The 15,857-nt window shown below is 63.3% G+C and carries 19 protein-coding genes; 10 read left to right on the forward strand and 9 right to left on the reverse strand.

Annotation, left to right across the window (positions count from 1 at the left end; all coding sequences use genetic code 11):
* Positions 1 to 47: 47 nt before the first annotated feature.
* The 9 genes from typA to EP376_RS03950 form a co-directional block, all read right to left on the reverse strand.
* On the reverse strand, positions 48 to 1,868 hold the full coding sequence (gene typA / locus EP376_RS03910; protein WP_127654217.1) for a translational GTPase TypA: 1,821 nt from the start codon (positions 1,866 to 1,868) through the stop codon (positions 48 to 50).
* A 75-nt stretch (positions 1,869 to 1,943) separates the two neighbouring features.
* The gene (locus EP376_RS03915; protein ID WP_127654218.1) at positions 1,944 to 2,273 is read right to left on the reverse strand and encodes an SMR family transporter; all 330 of its coding nucleotides are present in this window, start codon (positions 2,271 to 2,273) and stop codon (positions 1,944 to 1,946) included.
* 51 nt (positions 2,274 to 2,324) lie between these two features.
* Positions 2,325 to 2,945: a YitT family protein gene (locus tag EP376_RS03920; protein ID WP_127654219.1), complete on the reverse strand. Its 621-nt coding sequence runs from the start codon at positions 2,943 to 2,945 to the stop codon at positions 2,325 to 2,327.
* A gap of 102 nt (positions 2,946 to 3,047) precedes the next feature.
* Entirely contained in the window at positions 3,048 to 4,262 is a 1,215-nt protein-coding gene (locus EP376_RS03925; protein WP_127654220.1) for an NADP-dependent isocitrate dehydrogenase, read from the reverse strand.
* An 89-nt stretch (positions 4,263 to 4,351) separates the two neighbouring features.
* Complete coding sequence (locus tag EP376_RS03930) at positions 4,352 to 5,173, reverse strand: class I SAM-dependent methyltransferase (protein ID WP_127654221.1); 822 nt, start codon at positions 5,171 to 5,173, stop codon at positions 4,352 to 4,354.
* Complete coding sequence (locus EP376_RS03935; RefSeq protein ID WP_127654222.1) at positions 5,166 to 5,762, reverse strand: HD domain-containing protein; 597 nt, start codon at positions 5,760 to 5,762, stop codon at positions 5,166 to 5,168. The genes EP376_RS03930 and EP376_RS03935 overlap by 8 nt, the downstream gene beginning before the upstream one ends.
* 62 nt (positions 5,763 to 5,824) lie before the next feature.
* Positions 5,825 to 6,280 (reverse strand): hypothetical protein, encoded by a 456-nt coding sequence (locus EP376_RS03940; protein ID WP_127654223.1) that lies wholly within the window; start codon positions 6,278 to 6,280, stop codon positions 5,825 to 5,827.
* A 31-nt stretch (positions 6,281 to 6,311) separates the two neighbouring features.
* The gene (locus tag EP376_RS03945; RefSeq protein ID WP_127654224.1) at positions 6,312 to 6,575 is read right to left on the reverse strand and encodes a hypothetical protein; all 264 of its coding nucleotides are present in this window, start codon (positions 6,573 to 6,575) and stop codon (positions 6,312 to 6,314) included.
* Between the two features lie 10 nt (positions 6,576 to 6,585).
* A complete protein-coding gene (locus tag EP376_RS03950; protein ID WP_127654225.1) occupies positions 6,586 to 7,239 on the reverse strand; it encodes an alpha/beta hydrolase in 654 nt (217 codons plus the stop codon).
* Between the two features lie 245 nt (positions 7,240 to 7,484).
* On the opposite strand from EP376_RS03950, the gene iscR reads away from it, so the two are divergent.
* From iscR to EP376_RS04000, 10 genes are read left to right on the forward strand one after another with little or no spacing between them, the layout of a single operon-like run.
* On the forward strand, positions 7,485 to 7,943 hold the full coding sequence (gene iscR, locus EP376_RS03955; RefSeq protein ID WP_127654226.1) for a Fe-S cluster assembly transcriptional regulator IscR: 459 nt from the start codon (positions 7,485 to 7,487) through the stop codon (positions 7,941 to 7,943).
* Between the two features lie 30 nt (positions 7,944 to 7,973).
* Positions 7,974 to 9,017 (forward strand): cysteine desulfurase family protein, encoded by a 1,044-nt coding sequence (locus EP376_RS03960; RefSeq protein ID WP_127654227.1) that lies wholly within the window; start codon positions 7,974 to 7,976, stop codon positions 9,015 to 9,017.
* Between the two features lie 15 nt (positions 9,018 to 9,032).
* Positions 9,033 to 10,544 carry a Fe-S cluster assembly protein SufB gene (sufB, locus tag EP376_RS03965; RefSeq protein WP_127654228.1) on the forward strand — a complete coding sequence of 504 codons (1,512 nt, stop codon included), beginning with the start codon at positions 9,033 to 9,035 and terminating at the stop codon, positions 10,542 to 10,544.
* The gene (locus EP376_RS03970; RefSeq protein WP_127654229.1) at positions 10,541 to 10,825 is read left to right on the forward strand and encodes a hypothetical protein; all 285 of its coding nucleotides are present in this window, start codon (positions 10,541 to 10,543) and stop codon (positions 10,823 to 10,825) included. Before sufB ends, EP376_RS03970 begins: the two co-directional genes overlap by 4 nt.
* On the forward strand, positions 10,822 to 11,439 hold the full coding sequence (locus EP376_RS03975) for a hypothetical protein (protein WP_127654230.1): 618 nt from the start codon (positions 10,822 to 10,824) through the stop codon (positions 11,437 to 11,439). Before EP376_RS03970 ends, EP376_RS03975 begins: the two co-directional genes overlap by 4 nt.
* A 24-nt stretch (positions 11,440 to 11,463) precedes the next feature.
* Positions 11,464 to 12,219: a Fe-S cluster assembly ATPase SufC gene (gene sufC, locus EP376_RS03980; protein ID WP_127654231.1), complete on the forward strand. Its 756-nt coding sequence runs from the start codon at positions 11,464 to 11,466 to the stop codon at positions 12,217 to 12,219.
* Positions 12,219 to 13,514, forward strand: coding sequence for a SufB/SufD family protein (locus EP376_RS03985; protein ID WP_127654232.1), 1,296 nt, complete (start codon positions 12,219 to 12,221; stop codon positions 13,512 to 13,514). The genes sufC and EP376_RS03985 overlap by 1 nt, the downstream gene beginning before the upstream one ends.
* Positions 13,514 to 13,999: a hypothetical protein gene (locus EP376_RS03990; protein ID WP_127654233.1), complete on the forward strand. Its 486-nt coding sequence runs from the start codon at positions 13,514 to 13,516 to the stop codon at positions 13,997 to 13,999. Before EP376_RS03985 ends, EP376_RS03990 begins: the two co-directional genes overlap by 1 nt.
* Complete coding sequence (locus EP376_RS03995) at positions 13,989 to 14,588, forward strand: Yip1 family protein (RefSeq protein ID WP_127654234.1); 600 nt, start codon at positions 13,989 to 13,991, stop codon at positions 14,586 to 14,588. The genes EP376_RS03990 and EP376_RS03995 overlap by 11 nt, the downstream gene beginning before the upstream one ends.
* Positions 14,581 to 15,801 (forward strand): cysteine desulfurase, encoded by a 1,221-nt coding sequence (locus tag EP376_RS04000; protein ID WP_127654235.1) that lies wholly within the window; start codon positions 14,581 to 14,583, stop codon positions 15,799 to 15,801. The genes EP376_RS03995 and EP376_RS04000 overlap by 8 nt, the downstream gene beginning before the upstream one ends.
* Positions 15,802 to 15,857 lie beyond the last annotated feature (56 nt).

Raw genomic sequence — 15,857 nt, forward strand, 5'->3', positions numbered from 1 at the left:
AATTCTGACGAATTTTGGTCTGGCCCCAAAATTTGGAAATTTTGGGCTCAGCCCGCCTTGCGGGCTTCGCGCTTGCGCTCATGCGGATCGAGATGCCGCTTGCGCAGGCGCACCGCGTTCGGCGTGACTTCGACCAGCTCGTCATCGTCGATATAGGCGATCGCCTGTTCGAGGCTCATCTGAACGGGCGGGGTCAGGCGCACGGCTTCATCGGTGCCCGAGGCGCGCACGTTGGTGAGCTTCTTGCCCTTGAGCGGGTTCACCTCGAGATCGTTGTCACGCGCATGTTCGCCGATGATCATGCCCTCGTAGACGGCATCCTGCGGGTTGATGAACATCTTGCCGCGATCTTCGAGGTTCCACAGCGCATAGGCGACCGCCGTGCCGTTCTCCATCGAGATCAGGACACCCTGACGCCGACCCTGGATCGCGCCCTTGTGCGGGGCCCAGCCGTGGAAGATGCGGTTCAGCACGCCCGATCCGCGGGTATCGGTCATGAATTCGCCGTGATAGCCGATCAGGCCGCGTGAGGGGACAAGCGCCACGATCCGGGTCTTGCCGGCGCCTGCGGGCTTCATCTCGGTCAGCTCTCCCTTGCGCGGGCCGGTCAGCTTCTCGATCACGGCGCCGGCATAATCGTCATCGACGTCGATCGTGACTTCCTCGATGGGCTCCAGCTTCTGGCCGTTCTCTTCGCGCAGGATGACCTGCGGGCGCGAGATCGACAGTTCGAACCCTTCGCGACGCATGTTCTCGATCAGCACGCCCATCTGCAATTCGCCGCGACCCGCGACCTCGAAGGCCTCGCCACCGGGAGTGTCGGTGACCTTGATCGCGACGTTGACCTCGGCCTCGCGCATCAGGCGTTCACGGATGACGCGGCTCTGTACCTTCTTGCCATCACGACCGGCAAGCGGGCTGTCATTGATCCCGAAGGTGACCGAGATGGTCGGCGGGTCGATGGGCTGCGCGGGCAGGGGCAGATCGAGGGACAAATCGCAGATCGTATCGGCCACGGTGGCCTTCGACATGCCCGCCAGCGTGACGATATCGCCGGCCTCGGCCAGGTCGATGCCCGATTGGGTCAGACCGCGAAACGCCAGGATCTTGGAGACACGGAACTGCTCGATCCGGTCGCCGGTGCGGCTGAGCGCTTTGACCGTCTCGCCGGTCTTGAGCGTGCCACTTTCGACGCGGCCTGTCAGGATCCGACCGAGAAACGGGTCGGCCGACAGCGTGGTGGCCAGCATCCGGAACGGCTGATCACGCGCCGCCTGCTGGCGGGGTGCATCGACGTGGCGGACGATGAGTTCGAACAGGGCGGTCAGGTCCTTGCGGGGGCCATCAAGCTCGACATCGGCCCAGCCGGCGCGGCCCGAGGCATAGAGATGCGGAAAATCGAGCTGTTCGTCATTCGCATCGAGCGAGGCGAACAGATCGAACACTTCGTCGAGCGCGCGGTCGGGCTCGGCATCGGGTTTGTCGACCTTGTTCAGCACGACGATCGGTTTGAGGCCGAGGGCCAGCGCCTTGGAGGTAACGAATTTTGTCTGCGGCATCGGGCCTTCGGCGGCATCGACCAGAAGGACGACCCCATCGACCATCGACAGAATCCGCTCGACCTCGCCGCCGAAATCGGCGTGGCCGGGCGTGTCGACGATGTTGATGCGCATCCCGTTCCATTCGACGGAGGTCGCCTTGGCCAGGATCGTGATCCCGCGCTCGCGTTCGATATCGTTGGAATCCATCGCCCGTTCGGCCACGGCCTGGTTTTCCCGGAACGCGCCGGATTGTTTCAGAAGCTCGTCGACAAGCGTGGTCTTGCCGTGGTCGACGTGGGCGATGATCGCGATATTTCGCAGGTCCATGGGATATCCTCAGGCGGGTGTGCGTCGGGCCATAACGCGGCGGCGCAGCATTGGCTAGTCTGAAAGTTGCCGCGCCTAGTGACGGGCGCTGTCGGAAAACAGCTGGATCGTGATGATCCCCGCGAGGATCAGCCCGATCCCGATGATCGCCGGCAGGTCCAACCGCTGGCCGTAAACCAGAAAGGCGATGATCGCGATCAGCACGATCCCGAGCCCCGACCATATGGCATACATGATGCCCACGGGGATCGTTCGCAAGGTCAGCGACAGCAGGTAAAAGCTGATGGCATAAGCCAGAACGACGATGACCGAGGGCCAGAGGCGGGTGAATTGCTGGCTGGCGTGCAGGGCGGTCGTCCCGATCGTCTCGGCGATCACGGCGAAGAGCAGGATCAGGTAGGGCATGGGCGGTTTCCTCGTGCAACGCGCCCCTCCTAGTCGGTCGGGCGGGCCTTGTCAGGTGGCGATATAGCGGTCGCGCCGATGATTGACCGCGATGGTGAGGTTCAGGATGACAGCGCCCAGAAGCGACCACAGGATCGCCTCGAGCGGAAAGATCAAGGCCGCCAGCGCAAAGATCACCGCATCGGCCAGAAGCTGGACATAGCCCGCGCGAAATCCGGTCGTGTCCTGAACCAGAAGCGCCACGACCCCCATGCCGCCCATCGATCCGTTGTGCCGGAACATGGCCAGAAGCCCGATGCCGGCACAGGCGCCGAAGGCCACGGCGGCGAGGCCGGGATGCAGCGCGTCGATCGTGATGCCAAGGGGCAGAAGTTCGCTCAGCGCCGACAGGAGCGTGACGGAGATCAGCGACTTCACGGTGAATTCCACGCCGAGCCTGCGATAGGCCAGCACATAGAACGGCAGGTTGATGACGAAGAAGGTGACACCGAACGACCAGCCCATCGCATAGCTGAGGATCACGGCGATCCCGGCGGTCTGCCCCGTCATCAGGCCCGCGGTGGTCAGGAAATGAATCCCCAGCCCGCACAGGAAGATGCCCAGCGACAGACCCTGGACGTCGTCCAAAGTCGTATGGCGCAGGGTTTCGGGATCGGTGTCGGGACTGTTCATCCCCCGACAATAGGGCAGTAATACTGACATTTCCACCCATGCCGAAAGAAAAAGGGGCCCGCGCGGTGCGAGCCCCTTCGAAATGCCGGTTCTTGTGGCGGATCAGCCGGCCAGAGCCTTGTTGAGGTTCTCGTCGACCTTCTCGAGGAAGCCCATCGTGGTGAGCCACTTCTGATCGGGGCCGACCAGCAGGGCGAGGTCCTTGGTCATGAAGCCCGCTTCGACCGTCTCGACGATGACCTTTTCCAGCGTCACTGCGAAGTTCATCAGCGCATCGTTGCTGTCGAGCTTGGCGCGGTGCTTGAGCCCGCCCGTCCAGGCATAGATCGACGCGATCGAGTTGGTCGAGGTTGCCTCGCCCTTCTGATGCTGACGGTAGTGGCGGGTGACGGTGCCGTGGGCGGCCTCTGCCTCGACGATCTGGCCATCGGGCGTCATCAGCTGCGAAGTCATCAGGCCCAGCGAGCCGAAACCCTGTGCCACGGTGTCGGATTGCACGTCGCCGTCATAGTTCTTGCAGGCCCAGACAAAGCCGCCGTTCCACTTCATGGCGCAGGCGACCATGTCGTCGATCAGGCGGTGTTCATAGGTGATGCCGGCTGCCTTGAACTTCTCTTCGAACTCTTCCTCGTAGACCTTCTGGAACAGCTCCATGAAGCGGCCGTCATATTGCTTGAGGATCGTGTTCTTGGTCGACAGGTAGACGGGCCAGCCGAGGTTGAGCCCGTAGTTCATCGAGGCGCGGGCGAAATCGATGATCGAATTGTCGAGGTTGTACATCGACATGAACACGCCCGACGAGGGGGCGTCGAATACTTCGTGCTCGACGACGGTGCCGTCCTCGCCCACGAATTTCATGCTCAGCTTGCCCGGCCCGGGGAATTTCATGTCCGTTGCGCGATACTGGTCGCCAAAGGCGTGGCGGCCGATCACGATGGGCTGGGTCCATCCGGGAACGAGGCGCGGCACGTTCGAGCAGATGATTGGCTGGCGGAACACGACGCCGCCGAGAATGTTGCGGATCGTGCCGTTCGGGCTGCGCCACATCTTCTTGAGGCCGAATTCCTCGACCCGGGCCTCGTCGGGGGTGATCGTCGCGCATTTGACGCCGACGCCCACTTCCTTGATCTTGTTGGCCGCGTCGATGGTGATCTGGTCATCGGTGCGATCGCGTTCCTCGATGCCGAGGTCGTAATACAGCAGGTCGATGTCGAGATAGGGCAGGATCAGCTTCTGCTTGATGAAATCCCAGATGATGCGGGTCATTTCATCGCCGTCGAGTTCGACGACCGGGTTGTCTACCTTGATCTTGGTCATGGGGGCCCCTTTGATGTGGCGGGTTTCTGGGGCGGCTCTTAGACCAAATTCACCGGCCTGTGAAGGGCCTGTATACACTGGTATACGGTTCAGCCGGCGCTTTTTCGCGATTTCATCCAGAGCCACGGGGTCGGACCGGCCCGCCATTCCCACAACATCAGCAATCGATCGAGGTCCGAGAGAGTTTCGGCCCAACCGGGCAGGGCATCGGGCACCAGCGTCCGGTCGATCCGTGTGATGTCGTGGCTGCGGGCAAAGCGGCCCGACAGGGCGGTGACGAGGCCGGGGCGGAACGTCTCGTGCACCTCGACGAGGATATCGCACTGTCGCAGCGCGGGCGCTGCGTCGGGATCGAGCAATGTGCCTTCGGCCCCTTCGATGTCGCACAGGATGAGCGTGCCGGGCACGGCCCTCGCGTCAAGTTCGGCGTGATCGATCTCGCCGCCGATCTCGATCCGCTCTTCGACACCGTTGGCGCGCGCCAGATCGGCGCAAAGCGCGCGCGCACGCGCGTCGCTGTCATGGGCAAGGATACGCGCCTCGGGCATCCGCCGCGCAAGGCCCACCGCGTAATAGCCTTCGGCACAGCCGATATCGAGGATCTTCGGGTATTCGGCCAAGACGATCTCTTCGATCACGGGGGCAAGGCCCGCCTCGTAGGCGCCCAGCCTGCGGGGCACATACCCACCCTCCGAGGCTGCGACGCCGTAGATCATGCCCTCGAACGGGCCGCTGCCGATGACGTCGCCATCGCGCGTGCGGACCGTGTTGGCCAACATCTGCGACCGCCACTTGGCCAACAGCCTGAGAGCGGCGGCCAGGCGCTCGGGCGACGGCGGGCCGTCGAGCGCGTCGGCCAGCGCGGACCACGCGGCGCGAGTCAGCGCGCTGGGTCGAGCGGCTTCAGTCATTGGCCGCGAACCAGGCGTCGATCCGATCCTTCAGCGCGGCCCACAGCGCCGGCGCGCCGCGCTGGACCTTGACCCCGACCCGGGTTTCCAGCTGCTGCGCGGTCACCTTGTATTCGGGCCAGGTTCCGCCACCGGATTCGAGGTTGGCCATCACCGGCTGCACCCGGTCGACAGATTTGGCGAAGATCGCGTCATCGGTTTCGGCGGCTTCGAATTCCTCCCAAAGCGCGCGCAGGGCCGCGCCCTGATCGGCAGGAAGCAGCCCGAAGATCCGGTCTGCGGCCAGCCGCTCGATCCGGACCTGTTCCGCCGGGTCGTGATCGCCGTGAATGGGCGCGTCGCCCGCGTCTATCTCGACCAGGTCATGCAGAAGAAGCATCCGGATCACCCGGTCGATATTCACCGGTCTATGCGCATGTTCCGACAGGATCAGCGCATAAAGCGCGATATGCCACGAATGTTCGCCGGAATTCTCGCGCCGCGATCCGTCGCATAGCGTCGTGGCACGGTGAACCGTCTTCAGACGATCGGCCTCGTTGAGAAAATCGAATTGCGCGGCGATCCGCGTGGCGGGAGATGGGGCTGTCATGCGCGCGACCCTAGCCCTCGACCGCGGGGGCCGCAATCGCCGGCGGCGAAGGGGGCGCCGGATCAGACAGGGCGCGCCACGCCGGGCCGCAGCAGCGCATCGAAGACCGCGTTGCTGCCGAAGGCATCCCACGGGTAGAGGCCGTGGCAGGCGTTGACGAAGGCTTCGATCAGACCGGTCTCACAGACCCGCGGCGCATCCCCGTCCCGATCCGAGAGCCGCCGCAATTCAGCCTCCCGCCGGAGCGGTGGCAATTGTTCAAACCCGACGACAGGCCAGATCGCGTCGCGAAGCGGGGTCGGATCGACCAATTCGACCGAGATCACCTCGGACAGCGCGATCGGGATGCAGCTTACCTCCGGGGCCATCCGGCGGGCCGTAAAGATGCACAATGGCGCGGAATACAGCCCGTCCTGATCGACGGCGACTGCGGGATACAGGACCTGACCCAGCCCGAAGCTGCCATCGAGAAGCGGGATCAGAAAGTGATCGGCCTGATCGTAGACGGGAGAGGCCATGACCAATAACCCTTACAAAGAACCTGTGTGCTCAGATATCGGGATTGTCGATGGTGGGCGGTTTGGGCGCCGATCCCGCGTTTTTTCCGGCGGCCAGCTTGCGTTCGATGTATTGCTTTCCCGCCACCGCGGAGCGGCGCACGCGGATCGCGGTCATGAAGGCCTCTTGCATGATCTGCGATTGCGCCAGGATGACGCTCGCCACCTCGTCGACGAGGTTGGGATCGTTCAGCTGACGCTCGGCCTTGAGCGCGTCGCGCGCCAGCTGATCGGCCAGGTCATCGATAACTCCCATCCGGCCGTCCTCAGCGCGAAGATTCCGTCAGGCGGCGGCTGACATAGGTCTTGGTCGAATTGATCATCGTGTCCATATGCGTGTCTTCGAAGAAATGGCCTGCCCCTTCGACGACCTCGTGGGTCACGGTGATACCCTTCTGCTCGTGCAGCTTGTTCACCAGCGTCACGGTATCCTGAGGCGGGGCCACGCGGTCGGCGGACCCGTTGATGATCAGACCCGAAGACGGGCAGGGCGCAAGGAACGAGAAATCGTACATGTTCGCCGGCGGCGAGACGGAGACAAAGCCCGTGATCTCGGGCCGGCGCATCAACAGCTGCATCCCGATCCACGCCCCGAACGAGAACCCGGCAACCCAGCAATGCTTGGAATTGGTGTTCATCGATTGCAGGTAGTCGAGGGCAGATGCCGCATCGCTCAACTCGCCCACACCCTGATCGTATTCGCCCTGACTGCGGCCGACGCCGCGGAAGTTGAACCGAAGAACCGTGAAACCGAGATCGAGAAAGGCGTAATGCAGGTTATAGACGACGCGGTTGTTCATCGTGCCGCCGAACTGCGGATGCGGATGAAGGATGATGGCGATGGGCGCGTCGCGCTCCTTCTGCGGATGGTAACGGCCTTCGAGCCGGCCTTCTGGGCCGGGAAAGATCACCTCGGGCATGGCGTTCCTGTCATGTGGGCCACCGCCACGCGGGACGGAGGCCGGGGCTTCATGTGTCAGAACCTCGGGTCGACGCTTTCTTGACGAAAATGGTCAGACACCTTAGAACTGTTCTAATCTGCCGTGGATCTCCGCGGCAGGCTCTCGCAGCGTAGGTAATCAGCGTGTTGCGTGAGGTCAATTGAATTGCGTTTGCCGGCGGCTCGGTTGCGCCCGCAGGACCCGCCATTTTTGGAGTAACGCCGATGAAGCTGTCGACAAAAGGCCGCTATGCGATGGTTGCCCTGTCCGATCTGGCGCTTCAGCCGGAGGGTGCGCTTGTCTCGTTGTCCGAGGTGTCGCGCCGGCAGGACATCTCGTTGCCCTATCTCGAGCAGTTGTTCGTCAAGCTGCGCCGTGCCGGACTGGTCGAGAGCGTGCGCGGTCCGGGGGGCGGCTATCGCCTTGCGCGGCCCGCATCCGAGATCCGGGTGGCCGATGTTCTGGGCGCGGTGGATGAGACCGTCGATGCCATGCACAAGGGGGCCGGGGCGTCGGGCGGGACATCGGGCTCCAAGGCGCAATCCCTGACCAATCGTCTTTGGGAAGGGCTTTCGGCCCATGTCTATGTCTTTCTGCATCAGACACGCCTGTCCGACGTGACCGAGAACACGCTCGCACCTTGTCCTGCGGTTCCGTCCCTGTTCGAGGTCGTCGATGAGTGATCCGGCCCGGATAAATGCGGGGCGGGCCTGATGGCGCGGATCTATCTGGATCATAACGCGACGGCGCATCTCAGGCCCGAGGCGCGCGAGGCGATGATCGCGGCCATGGACGTGATCGGCAATCCGTCGTCCGTCCATGCCGAGGGTCGCGCCGCCAAGGCGCTGATGGAGCGGGCCCGCGCGCAGATCGGCGCCGCACTTGGCGCGGGCGAGGCGGATATCGTCTTTACCTCGGGCGCGACTGAGGCCGCGGCGCTTGCGCTCAAGGGGCGGGGGCTTGCGGGTGCGGGCATCGAGCATGATGCCGTCCGCTCTTGGATCGACGAACGCCTGCCGGTCGATGGCGATGGCCGCGTGACGGTGGATGATCCGGCGCGCAGCACGCTCCAGCTTGCCAATTCCGAAAGCGGGGTCATCCAGGATCTGCCCGAGGGCCTTGCCGTGTCGGACCTGACGCAGGGCTTTGGCAAACTGCCGTTTTCCTTTTCCTGGTCCGGGATCGGCATGGGCTTTGTCTCGGCACACAAGATCGGGGGCCCGCGCGGGATCGGGGCGCTGGTGATGCAGCGCGGCACCGATCCTGATCCGATTCTGCGCGGAGGCGGGCAGGAAATGGGCTGGCGCGCCGGCACCGAGAACCTTGTCGCGATCGCGGGTTTCGGCGCCGCGGCCGAGGCCGCGATGCGCGAACTCGAGGTCGGGACATGGGACAGAGTGGCCAAACTTAGAAATATTCTAGAAAAGACCATTGAGGCTGAGGCTAAGGAGACTATTTTTGTCGGGAAAGCCTCTCGCCGGCTGCCGAATACCAGCTGTTTCGTGACCCCCGGATGGAAGGGCGAAACGCAGGTGATGCAGATGGACATGGCCGGCTTCGCGGTCAGCGCGGGATCCGCCTGCTCAAGCGGCAAGGTCCGGGCCTCTCATGCGCTCCGCGCGATGGGCTTTGACGAGGGATCGGCGGCATCGGCGCTCAGGGTGAGCCTCGGGCCGGCGACAGGCGAAGACGAGATTGCCCGCTTCTGCGAAGCGTGGCTTGCGACATATCGGCGGCACCGGGCCCGGGCCGCATAGAGAGAAGGGAAAGACATGGCTGCGTTGGACGAAGTGACGGCGAAGGACGGTGTCGATCAGGAAACCGTGGATGCGGTTGCCAAGCTTTCCGGAAAATACAAGTACGGCTGGGAAACCGAGATCGAGATGGATTACGCCCCCAAGGGCGTGAACCCCGATATCGTGCGTCTGATCAGTTCCAAGAACGAAGAGCCGGGCTGGATGACGGAATGGCGCCTGTCGGCCTTTGACCGCTGGGAACGGATGGAAGAGCCGGAATGGGCGATGGTGTCCTATCCGAAGATCGATTTTCAGGACCAGTACTACTATGCCCGCCCCAAGAGCATGGAGACGCGGCCCAAGTCGCTGGACGAGGTCGACCCCAAGCTGCTGGAAACCTACAAGAAGCTGGGCATCCCTCTGAAGGAGCAGGCCATTCTGGCTGGGGTGGAGATGCCGGAAGAAGAACGCAAGGTCGCCGTCGACGCGGTCTTCGATTCCGTCTCGGTCGGCACCACGTTTCAGGCCGAACTCAAGAAGGCCGGCGTGATCTTCTGCTCGATCTCCGAGGCGATCCGCGAACATCCCGAACTGGTCAAGAAATACCTCGGCTCCGTTGTGCCGCCGTCGGACAATTACTATGCCACGCTGAATTCGGCCGTCTTTTCGGACGGGTCGTTCGTCTATGTGCCGCCCGGCGTGCGCTGCCCGATGGAGCTGTCGACCTATTTCCGGATCAACGCGGAAAACACCGGCCAGTTCGAACGCACGCTGATCATCGCCGACAAGGGCTCTTACGTGTCCTATCTCGAGGGCTGCACCGCGCCCCAGCGGGATACGGCCCAGCTGCACGCCGCCGTCGTCGAGATCATCATCGAGGAAGACGCGGAGGTGAAATACTCCACGGTCCAGAACTGGTTCCCGGGCGACGAGAACGGGAAGGGCGGCATCTACAACTTCGTGACCAAGCGTGCCGATTGCCGGGGCGACCGCGCCAAGGTGATGTGGACACAGGTCGAGACGGGATCGGCCGTCACGTGGAAATACCCCTCCTGCATCCTGCGCGGCGACGACAGCCAGGGCGAATTCTATTCGATCGCCATCACCAACAACATGCAGCAGGCCGATACCGGCACCAAGATGGTTCATCTGGGCAAGAACACGAAATCCCGCATCGTGTCGAAAGGCATCAGCGCGGGGCGCGCGCAGAATACCTATCGCGGGCTTGTCTCGATGCACCCGAAGGCCAAGAACAGCCGCAACTATACCCAGTGCGACAGCCTTCTGATCGGCGACAAATGCGGGGCTCATACGGTGCCCTACATCGAGGTCAAGAACAACTCGAGCCGGGTCGAACACGAGGCCACCACATCGAAGGTGGATGACGATCAGTTGTTCTATTGCCGGTCGCGTGGCATGGATGAGGAAGAGGCCGTCGCCCTTGTCGTGAACGGGTTCTGCAAGGAGGTGCTTCAGGCGCTTCCGATGGAATTCGCGATGGAGGCGCAGCAGCTTGTCGCCATCAGCCTCGAGGGATCGGTGGGGTGAGCAGGAAGGTCTGGTTCCGGCCCAAGTCGCTGGGCGTGGGCGCTGTGCCCGTGTCCTGGGAAGGCTGGGCGATGACCATCGGCATGATCATCTACGTGATCGGACTGGCGCTGGTCTTTCGGCCCCGCGCTTTTCCCGACGGTGCCCCGACTGAACTGGTCCCGCTTCTGATCTGGGGCGGGCTCACGATCGGGGGGCTGGTGGTCTACATGATCATCGCGTGGAACCGGACGAGCGAGCCGTGGTTCTGGCGTTGGGAAAAGTCGGAGAAGTCGCGATGAAGACGGTTGCCAACGCGCCGCCCCCGACGCTCGACCGGGCGCCGGCGCTGACCTTGCCTCCGGCGGAGGCGGCGTATCTCCGGGCCGCCTACGAAAAGGCCGGGACGATCCTCGAATACGGCTCGGGCGGGTCGACGGCGATGGCGGCCGACATGCCCGGCAAAACGATCTGGTCGGTCGAAAGCGACTGGCAGTGGATGAAGGGGCTCGATGCGTGGTTCAAGGCGAACCCGCCCGCCTCGAAGGTCAACCTGCGGCACGGTGACGTGGGGCCGACCGGCAAATGGGGGCGGCCGAGCGGGACGGGGCATTATGCCAAGTTCCACAAATACGCGCTCGATGTCTGGGACGAGCCGGGGTTCGTTCAGCCGGACACGGTGCTGATCGACGGGCGCTTCCGGGCTGCGTGCTTTCTGGCCGTGGCCTACCGGACCGAACGGTCGGTCTCGGTCTATTTCGACGATTACGTGGGCCGTCCCTCCTATCAGGTTGTGGAGCGGTTCGGCCCCCCGGCCGAGACGGTCGGACGGATGGCGCGGTTCGATCTGGAACCGCAGGAGATCACCGGGGCGGACCTGAACTGGGTCCTCGACATTTTCGCGCGCATTCAGTGACGCGCCAGGAATAAGGAAAGAAAGATGCTTGAGATCAAAGGCTTGAAGGTCAAACTTGAAGAAGAGGACAAGGCGATCCTCAAGGGTGTCGACCTGAAGGTGAACGCCGGCGAAGTTCATGCGATCATGGGCCCGAACGGGTCGGGCAAGTCGACCCTGTCCTATGTTCTGTCGGGCCGTGACGGATACGAGGTGACGGACGGCACAGCGACGCTCGACGGAGACGATCTTCTGGACCTCGAACCCGAAGAGCGCGCGGCCCTTGGCCTGTTTCTGGCGTTCCAGTACCCGGTCGAGATCCCCGGCGTCGGCAACATGACGTTCCTGCGCACGGCAGTGAACGCGCAGCGCAAGGCGCGCGATCAGGACGAACTCAGCGCCGCCGATTTCCTCAAGCTGGTGCGCGCCCGGGCGAAAGACCTCAAGATCGATGCGGAGATGCTCAAGCGTCCGGTCAATGTCGGCTTCTCGGGCGGCGAGAAGAAGCGCAACGAGATCCTGCAGATGGCCATGCTCGAGCCGCGGATGTGCATCCTTGACGAGACGGATTCGGGCCTTGACGTCGACGCCATGAAGCTTGTCTCCGACGGCGTGAACGCGCTGCGCGACGAAGGTCGTGGTTTTCTGGTTATCACGCATTATCAAAGGCTTCTGGATCACATCAAACCCGATGTCGTCCACATCATGGCCGATGGCCGCATCGTCAAGACCGGCGGGCCCGAGCTGGCGCTCGAGGTCGAGACCAATGGCTATGCCGATATTCTGGCGGAGGTGGCCTGATGTCGCGAGCAGCGCTTGCCCGTCAAAAGATCGAGGCCGCAGAGGCGCGGCTTGACGGGCTGATCCTGCCCGATGGCGCGACTTGGGCAACGGAGGCCCGCCGGGCCGCCGAGGCGCGCGTGCGGGCCGCCGGTCTGCCCCAGCGTCGAGATGAATACTGGCGCTTCACCAATCCCGCGCCACTTCTGTCGGACGAGGTCGTGCCCTCGTCGACGGATTTGCCGGAGGAAAGCCCCGTCTTCGGCGAGGTCGATCGCCTGCGCATCGTCTTTGTCGATGGCATTTTCGATCCCGCTCAGTCCGATGCGCTCGAGATGGCCGGGCTCGAGATCGAAACACTGGCCGAGGCGACCGCCACCGATATCCACTGGGCCAAATCTGTCTTCGGTGTTCTCGAAGAGGCAGGGCAGAAGCCGGTCGATCGCAGCCTTGCGGCGCTGAACACGGCAAGCGCCGAGGAGGGCATCGTGATCCGGGCAACGGCCAAGGCAGAAAAGCCGGTGGCCCTGGTCTATCTGCAAAGCGCGCCCGCGTCGGAAGCGATGATCCATCATGTGATCCGGGTCGAGGAAGGGGCGGAGCTGACGCTTCTTGAGACCGGCCCCGCGGCCGCCCGGTTCTCCAAGGTGATGGAAGTTGATGTCGCGGATCGTGGCACGTTCCACCATGTCCGGGCGCAGGGGCGCGCGCACGAAAGGCTGGCACATACCCACGCTTTTGCACGCCTTGGCACGGAATCTGTCTACAAGTCGTTCACCCTGACGGCCAACGGACGGCTGACCCGCAACGAACATGTGGTCGAACTGACCGGCGATGATGCGGTGGCCCATATTGCGGGCGCCTGTGTCGGTGACGGTTCGGATTTCCTTCACGACGACACGGTCTTCATCACCCATGACGCGGTGAATTGCGAAAGCCGTCAGGTCTTCAAGAAGGTTCTGCGCAACGGCGCCACGGGCGTATTTCAGGGCAAGATCCTCGTGAAGGAAGGTGCCCAGAAGACCGACGGCTACCAGATCAGCCAATCCCTGCTTCTGGATGATGACAGCCAGTTCCTCGCCAAGCCGGAACTCGAGATCTATGCCGATGACGTGGCCTGTTCGCATGGCTCGACATCCGGCGCGATCGACGACGAGGCGCTGTTCTACCTGCGGTCCCGCGGAGTGGCGCATGAGGATGCGACAGACCTCCTGACGCTGGCCTTCCTCGCCGAGGCGCTGGACGAAATCGAGGATGAGCGCCTTGCCGATGATCTGCGCGACCGTCTGGAAAACTGGCTCAAGCGGCGGAAGTAATGGCCGTTTCCACCGACATGATGCGCACCTGGCGCGGTCCGCGCCGCGTGATGCGCAACCTGCTGGCCATGGGGCCACGCGAAGACAGGGCGATCGCCTACCTGATGGCGGGCTGTTTTCTTGTCTTCATCGCGCAATGGCCCCGGCTCGCCCGCATTTCTTATCTTGAAGGGCAGGAGATGTCGCGTCTGGTGGCCTATGAATTCCTGTCCTGGATGATCGTCTGGCCGCTGGTATTCTATTTCATCGCGTTCCTGCTGCATCAGGTGACGCGGATCACGCAGGGCAGCGCCCCGTGGGAGGTTCGGCTGGCGCTGTTCTGGGCGTTCCTTGCGGCGGCGCCCGCGGGCCTGCTTTACGGGTTGTTGTCGGGGTTTGTCGGGCCAGAGCCGGGAACGCAGCTTGTCGGTGCGATCTGGCTTGGCGCCTTTGGCCTGTTCCTTGTGCAGGGTCTTCGGGAAAGCGGGAACGCGGATGGCAGTTGAAACAGAGCTCTTGCGCGACCTGCTGCGGCGGACGCTGAACAACCCCGCAGAAGGCGCGCGGGGCGTGATCGACCTCGGGCTCGACCGGCGCGACCTGTGGCTCGCGTTGATGCTGACCACGGTTCTGAGCGTGCTTCTGGTGACGTTCACCCAAGGCCCGGGTCTTGTCCTGCCATTGGGGGGCGATCCGGTCGTCGTGGGACCGCTGACCTATGCGGTGATCCTTGGCTCCGGGCTCGTGATCCTTGTCTTTGCCCTCCATTTCGTGGGGCGGATGCTGGGCGGCACGGGCAGTTTTCCCGCGACGCTTTCGGTCATCGTCTGGCTCGAGGTTCTGGGCCTGATCGCGCGCACCGCGCAGGCGGTGGCGTCATGGGTCAGCGGTTCGGCGGAATCGATCGTCGCGATCCTCGGAACCATCTATCTTCTGTGGTGCCTGATCCGGTTCACAAATGAACTGCATGGCTTCGACAGCGTTGGGAAATCGATCCTGACGCTGTTTCTCGTCTTCATCGGCATCACTTTCGGAATTCTTCCCATCCTCACGCTGATCGGCGTGGGGGCAAGTCAGGGGCTACCAGATGTTTGATGTCGAAGCCGTTCGCGCCGATTTCCCGATCCTGTCGCGCGAGGTGAACGGCAAGCCGCTTGTCTATCTCGACAACGGCGCCTCCGCGCAAAAGCCGCAGGTGGTCATCGACGCGGTGACGCGCGCCTATGCAGAGGAATATTCCAACGTCCATCGCGGCCTGCATTACCTGTCGAACCTCGCCACCGAGAAATACGAGGGCGTGCGGGCCAAGATCGCCCGGTTCCTTGGGGCCGCGTCGGAGGACTCGATCGTCCTCAATTCCGGCACGACCGAGGGGATCAACATGGTCTCCTATGGCTGGGCTGCTCCCCGGATGCAGGCGGGTGACGAGATCGTCCTGTCGATCATGGAGCATCACGCCAATATCGTGCCGTGGCATTTCCTGCGCGAACGTCAGGGCGTCGTGATCAAGTGGGTCGATGTCGATGCCAATGGCGATCTGGACCCGCAGGCGGTGATCGATGCGATCGGCCCGAGGACCAAGCTGGTCGCCATCACCCATATGTCGAACGTGCTGGGCACGGTCGTCGACGTGAAGACGATCACCGAGGGCGCGCACGCCAAGGGCGTGCCGGTCCTCGTCGATGGCAGCCAGAGTGCGGTGCACATGCCCGTCAATGTCGCCGACCTCGGTTGCGACTTCTATGCGATCACGGGGCATAAGCTTTATGGGCCCTCGGGCTCAGGCGCGATCTATGTCCGGCCTGAACGGATGGCCGAGATGCGCCCCTTCATGGGTGGCGGTGACATGATCCGCGACGTCACCCGCGACGAGGTGACGTGGAATGACCCGCCTATGAAGTTCGAGGCCGGCACGCCCGGCATCGTCCAGACCATCGGCCTTGGTGTTGCGCTCGATTATCTTGAGGGGCTGGGGATGGAGGCCGTGGCCGCCCATGAGCGCGACCTCTGCGCCTATGCCCGCGACAGGCTCGACGGTTTGAACTGGCTTCAGGTTCAGGGGAAATCCGCCAGCAAGGGGGCGATCTTCTCCTTCACGCTGGATGGCGCGGCCCATGCGCATGACATCTCGACCGTGCTCGACAAAAAGGGCGTTGCGGTGCGCGCAGGCACCCATTGCGCGATGCCTCTGATGGAGCATATGGGCGTGGGCGCCACCTGCCGCGCCTCGTTCGGGATGTACAACACCCGCGCCGAGGTCGATGCGCTTATCGACGCGCTGGAGTTGTGTCACGATCTGTTTGGCTGAGAGGCACGGACGCCGGGGGCGGGTGAACTGATCAGCTGGCCCGAAAGGCCGGGGCC

It is taken from the genome of Alexandriicola marinus, from assembly GCF_004000435.1.
GTDB lineage: Bacteria > Pseudomonadota > Alphaproteobacteria > Rhodobacterales > Rhodobacteraceae > Alexandriicola > Alexandriicola marinus.

What these genes read in the sequence shown, in the direction of transcription:
- typA (WP_127654217.1), bottom strand. Translation starts at nt 1,868, where the DNA reads ATGGACCTGCGAAATATCGCGATCATCGCCCACGTCGACCACGGCAAG.
- EP376_RS03915 (WP_127654218.1), bottom strand. Translation starts at nt 2,273, where the DNA reads ATGCCCTACCTGATCCTGCTCTTCGCCGTGATCGCCGAGACGATCGGG.
- EP376_RS03920 (WP_127654219.1), bottom strand. Translation starts at nt 2,945, where the DNA reads ATGAACAGTCCCGACACCGATCCCGAAACCCTGCGCCATACGACTTTG.
- EP376_RS03925 (WP_127654220.1), bottom strand. Translation starts at nt 4,262, where the DNA reads ATGACCAAGATCAAGGTAGACAACCCGGTCGTCGAACTCGACGGCGAT.
- EP376_RS03930 (WP_127654221.1), bottom strand. Translation starts at nt 5,173, where the DNA reads ATGACTGAAGCCGCTCGACCCAGCGCGCTGACTCGCGCCGCGTGGTCC.
- EP376_RS03935 (WP_127654222.1), bottom strand. Translation starts at nt 5,762, where the DNA reads ATGACAGCCCCATCTCCCGCCACGCGGATCGCCGCGCAATTCGATTTT.
- EP376_RS03940 (WP_127654223.1), bottom strand. Translation starts at nt 6,280, where the DNA reads ATGGCCTCTCCCGTCTACGATCAGGCCGATCACTTTCTGATCCCGCTT.
- EP376_RS03945 (WP_127654224.1), bottom strand. Translation starts at nt 6,575, where the DNA reads ATGGGAGTTATCGATGACCTGGCCGATCAGCTGGCGCGCGACGCGCTC.
- EP376_RS03950 (WP_127654225.1), bottom strand. Translation starts at nt 7,239, where the DNA reads ATGCCCGAGGTGATCTTTCCCGGCCCAGAAGGCCGGCTCGAAGGCCGT.
- iscR (WP_127654226.1), top strand. Translation starts at nt 7,485, where the DNA reads ATGAAGCTGTCGACAAAAGGCCGCTATGCGATGGTTGCCCTGTCCGAT.
- EP376_RS03960 (WP_127654227.1), top strand. Translation starts at nt 7,974, where the DNA reads ATGGCGCGGATCTATCTGGATCATAACGCGACGGCGCATCTCAGGCCC.
- sufB (WP_127654228.1), top strand. Translation starts at nt 9,033, where the DNA reads ATGGCTGCGTTGGACGAAGTGACGGCGAAGGACGGTGTCGATCAGGAA.
- EP376_RS03975 (WP_127654230.1), top strand. Translation starts at nt 10,822, where the DNA reads ATGAAGACGGTTGCCAACGCGCCGCCCCCGACGCTCGACCGGGCGCCG.
- sufC (WP_127654231.1), top strand. Translation starts at nt 11,464, where the DNA reads ATGCTTGAGATCAAAGGCTTGAAGGTCAAACTTGAAGAAGAGGACAAG.
- EP376_RS03985 (WP_127654232.1), top strand. Translation starts at nt 12,219, where the DNA reads ATGTCGCGAGCAGCGCTTGCCCGTCAAAAGATCGAGGCCGCAGAGGCG.
- EP376_RS03990 (WP_127654233.1), top strand. Translation starts at nt 13,514, where the DNA reads ATGGCCGTTTCCACCGACATGATGCGCACCTGGCGCGGTCCGCGCCGC.
- EP376_RS03995 (WP_127654234.1), top strand. Translation starts at nt 13,989, where the DNA reads ATGGCAGTTGAAACAGAGCTCTTGCGCGACCTGCTGCGGCGGACGCTG.
- EP376_RS04000 (WP_127654235.1), top strand. Translation starts at nt 14,581, where the DNA reads ATGTTTGATGTCGAAGCCGTTCGCGCCGATTTCCCGATCCTGTCGCGC.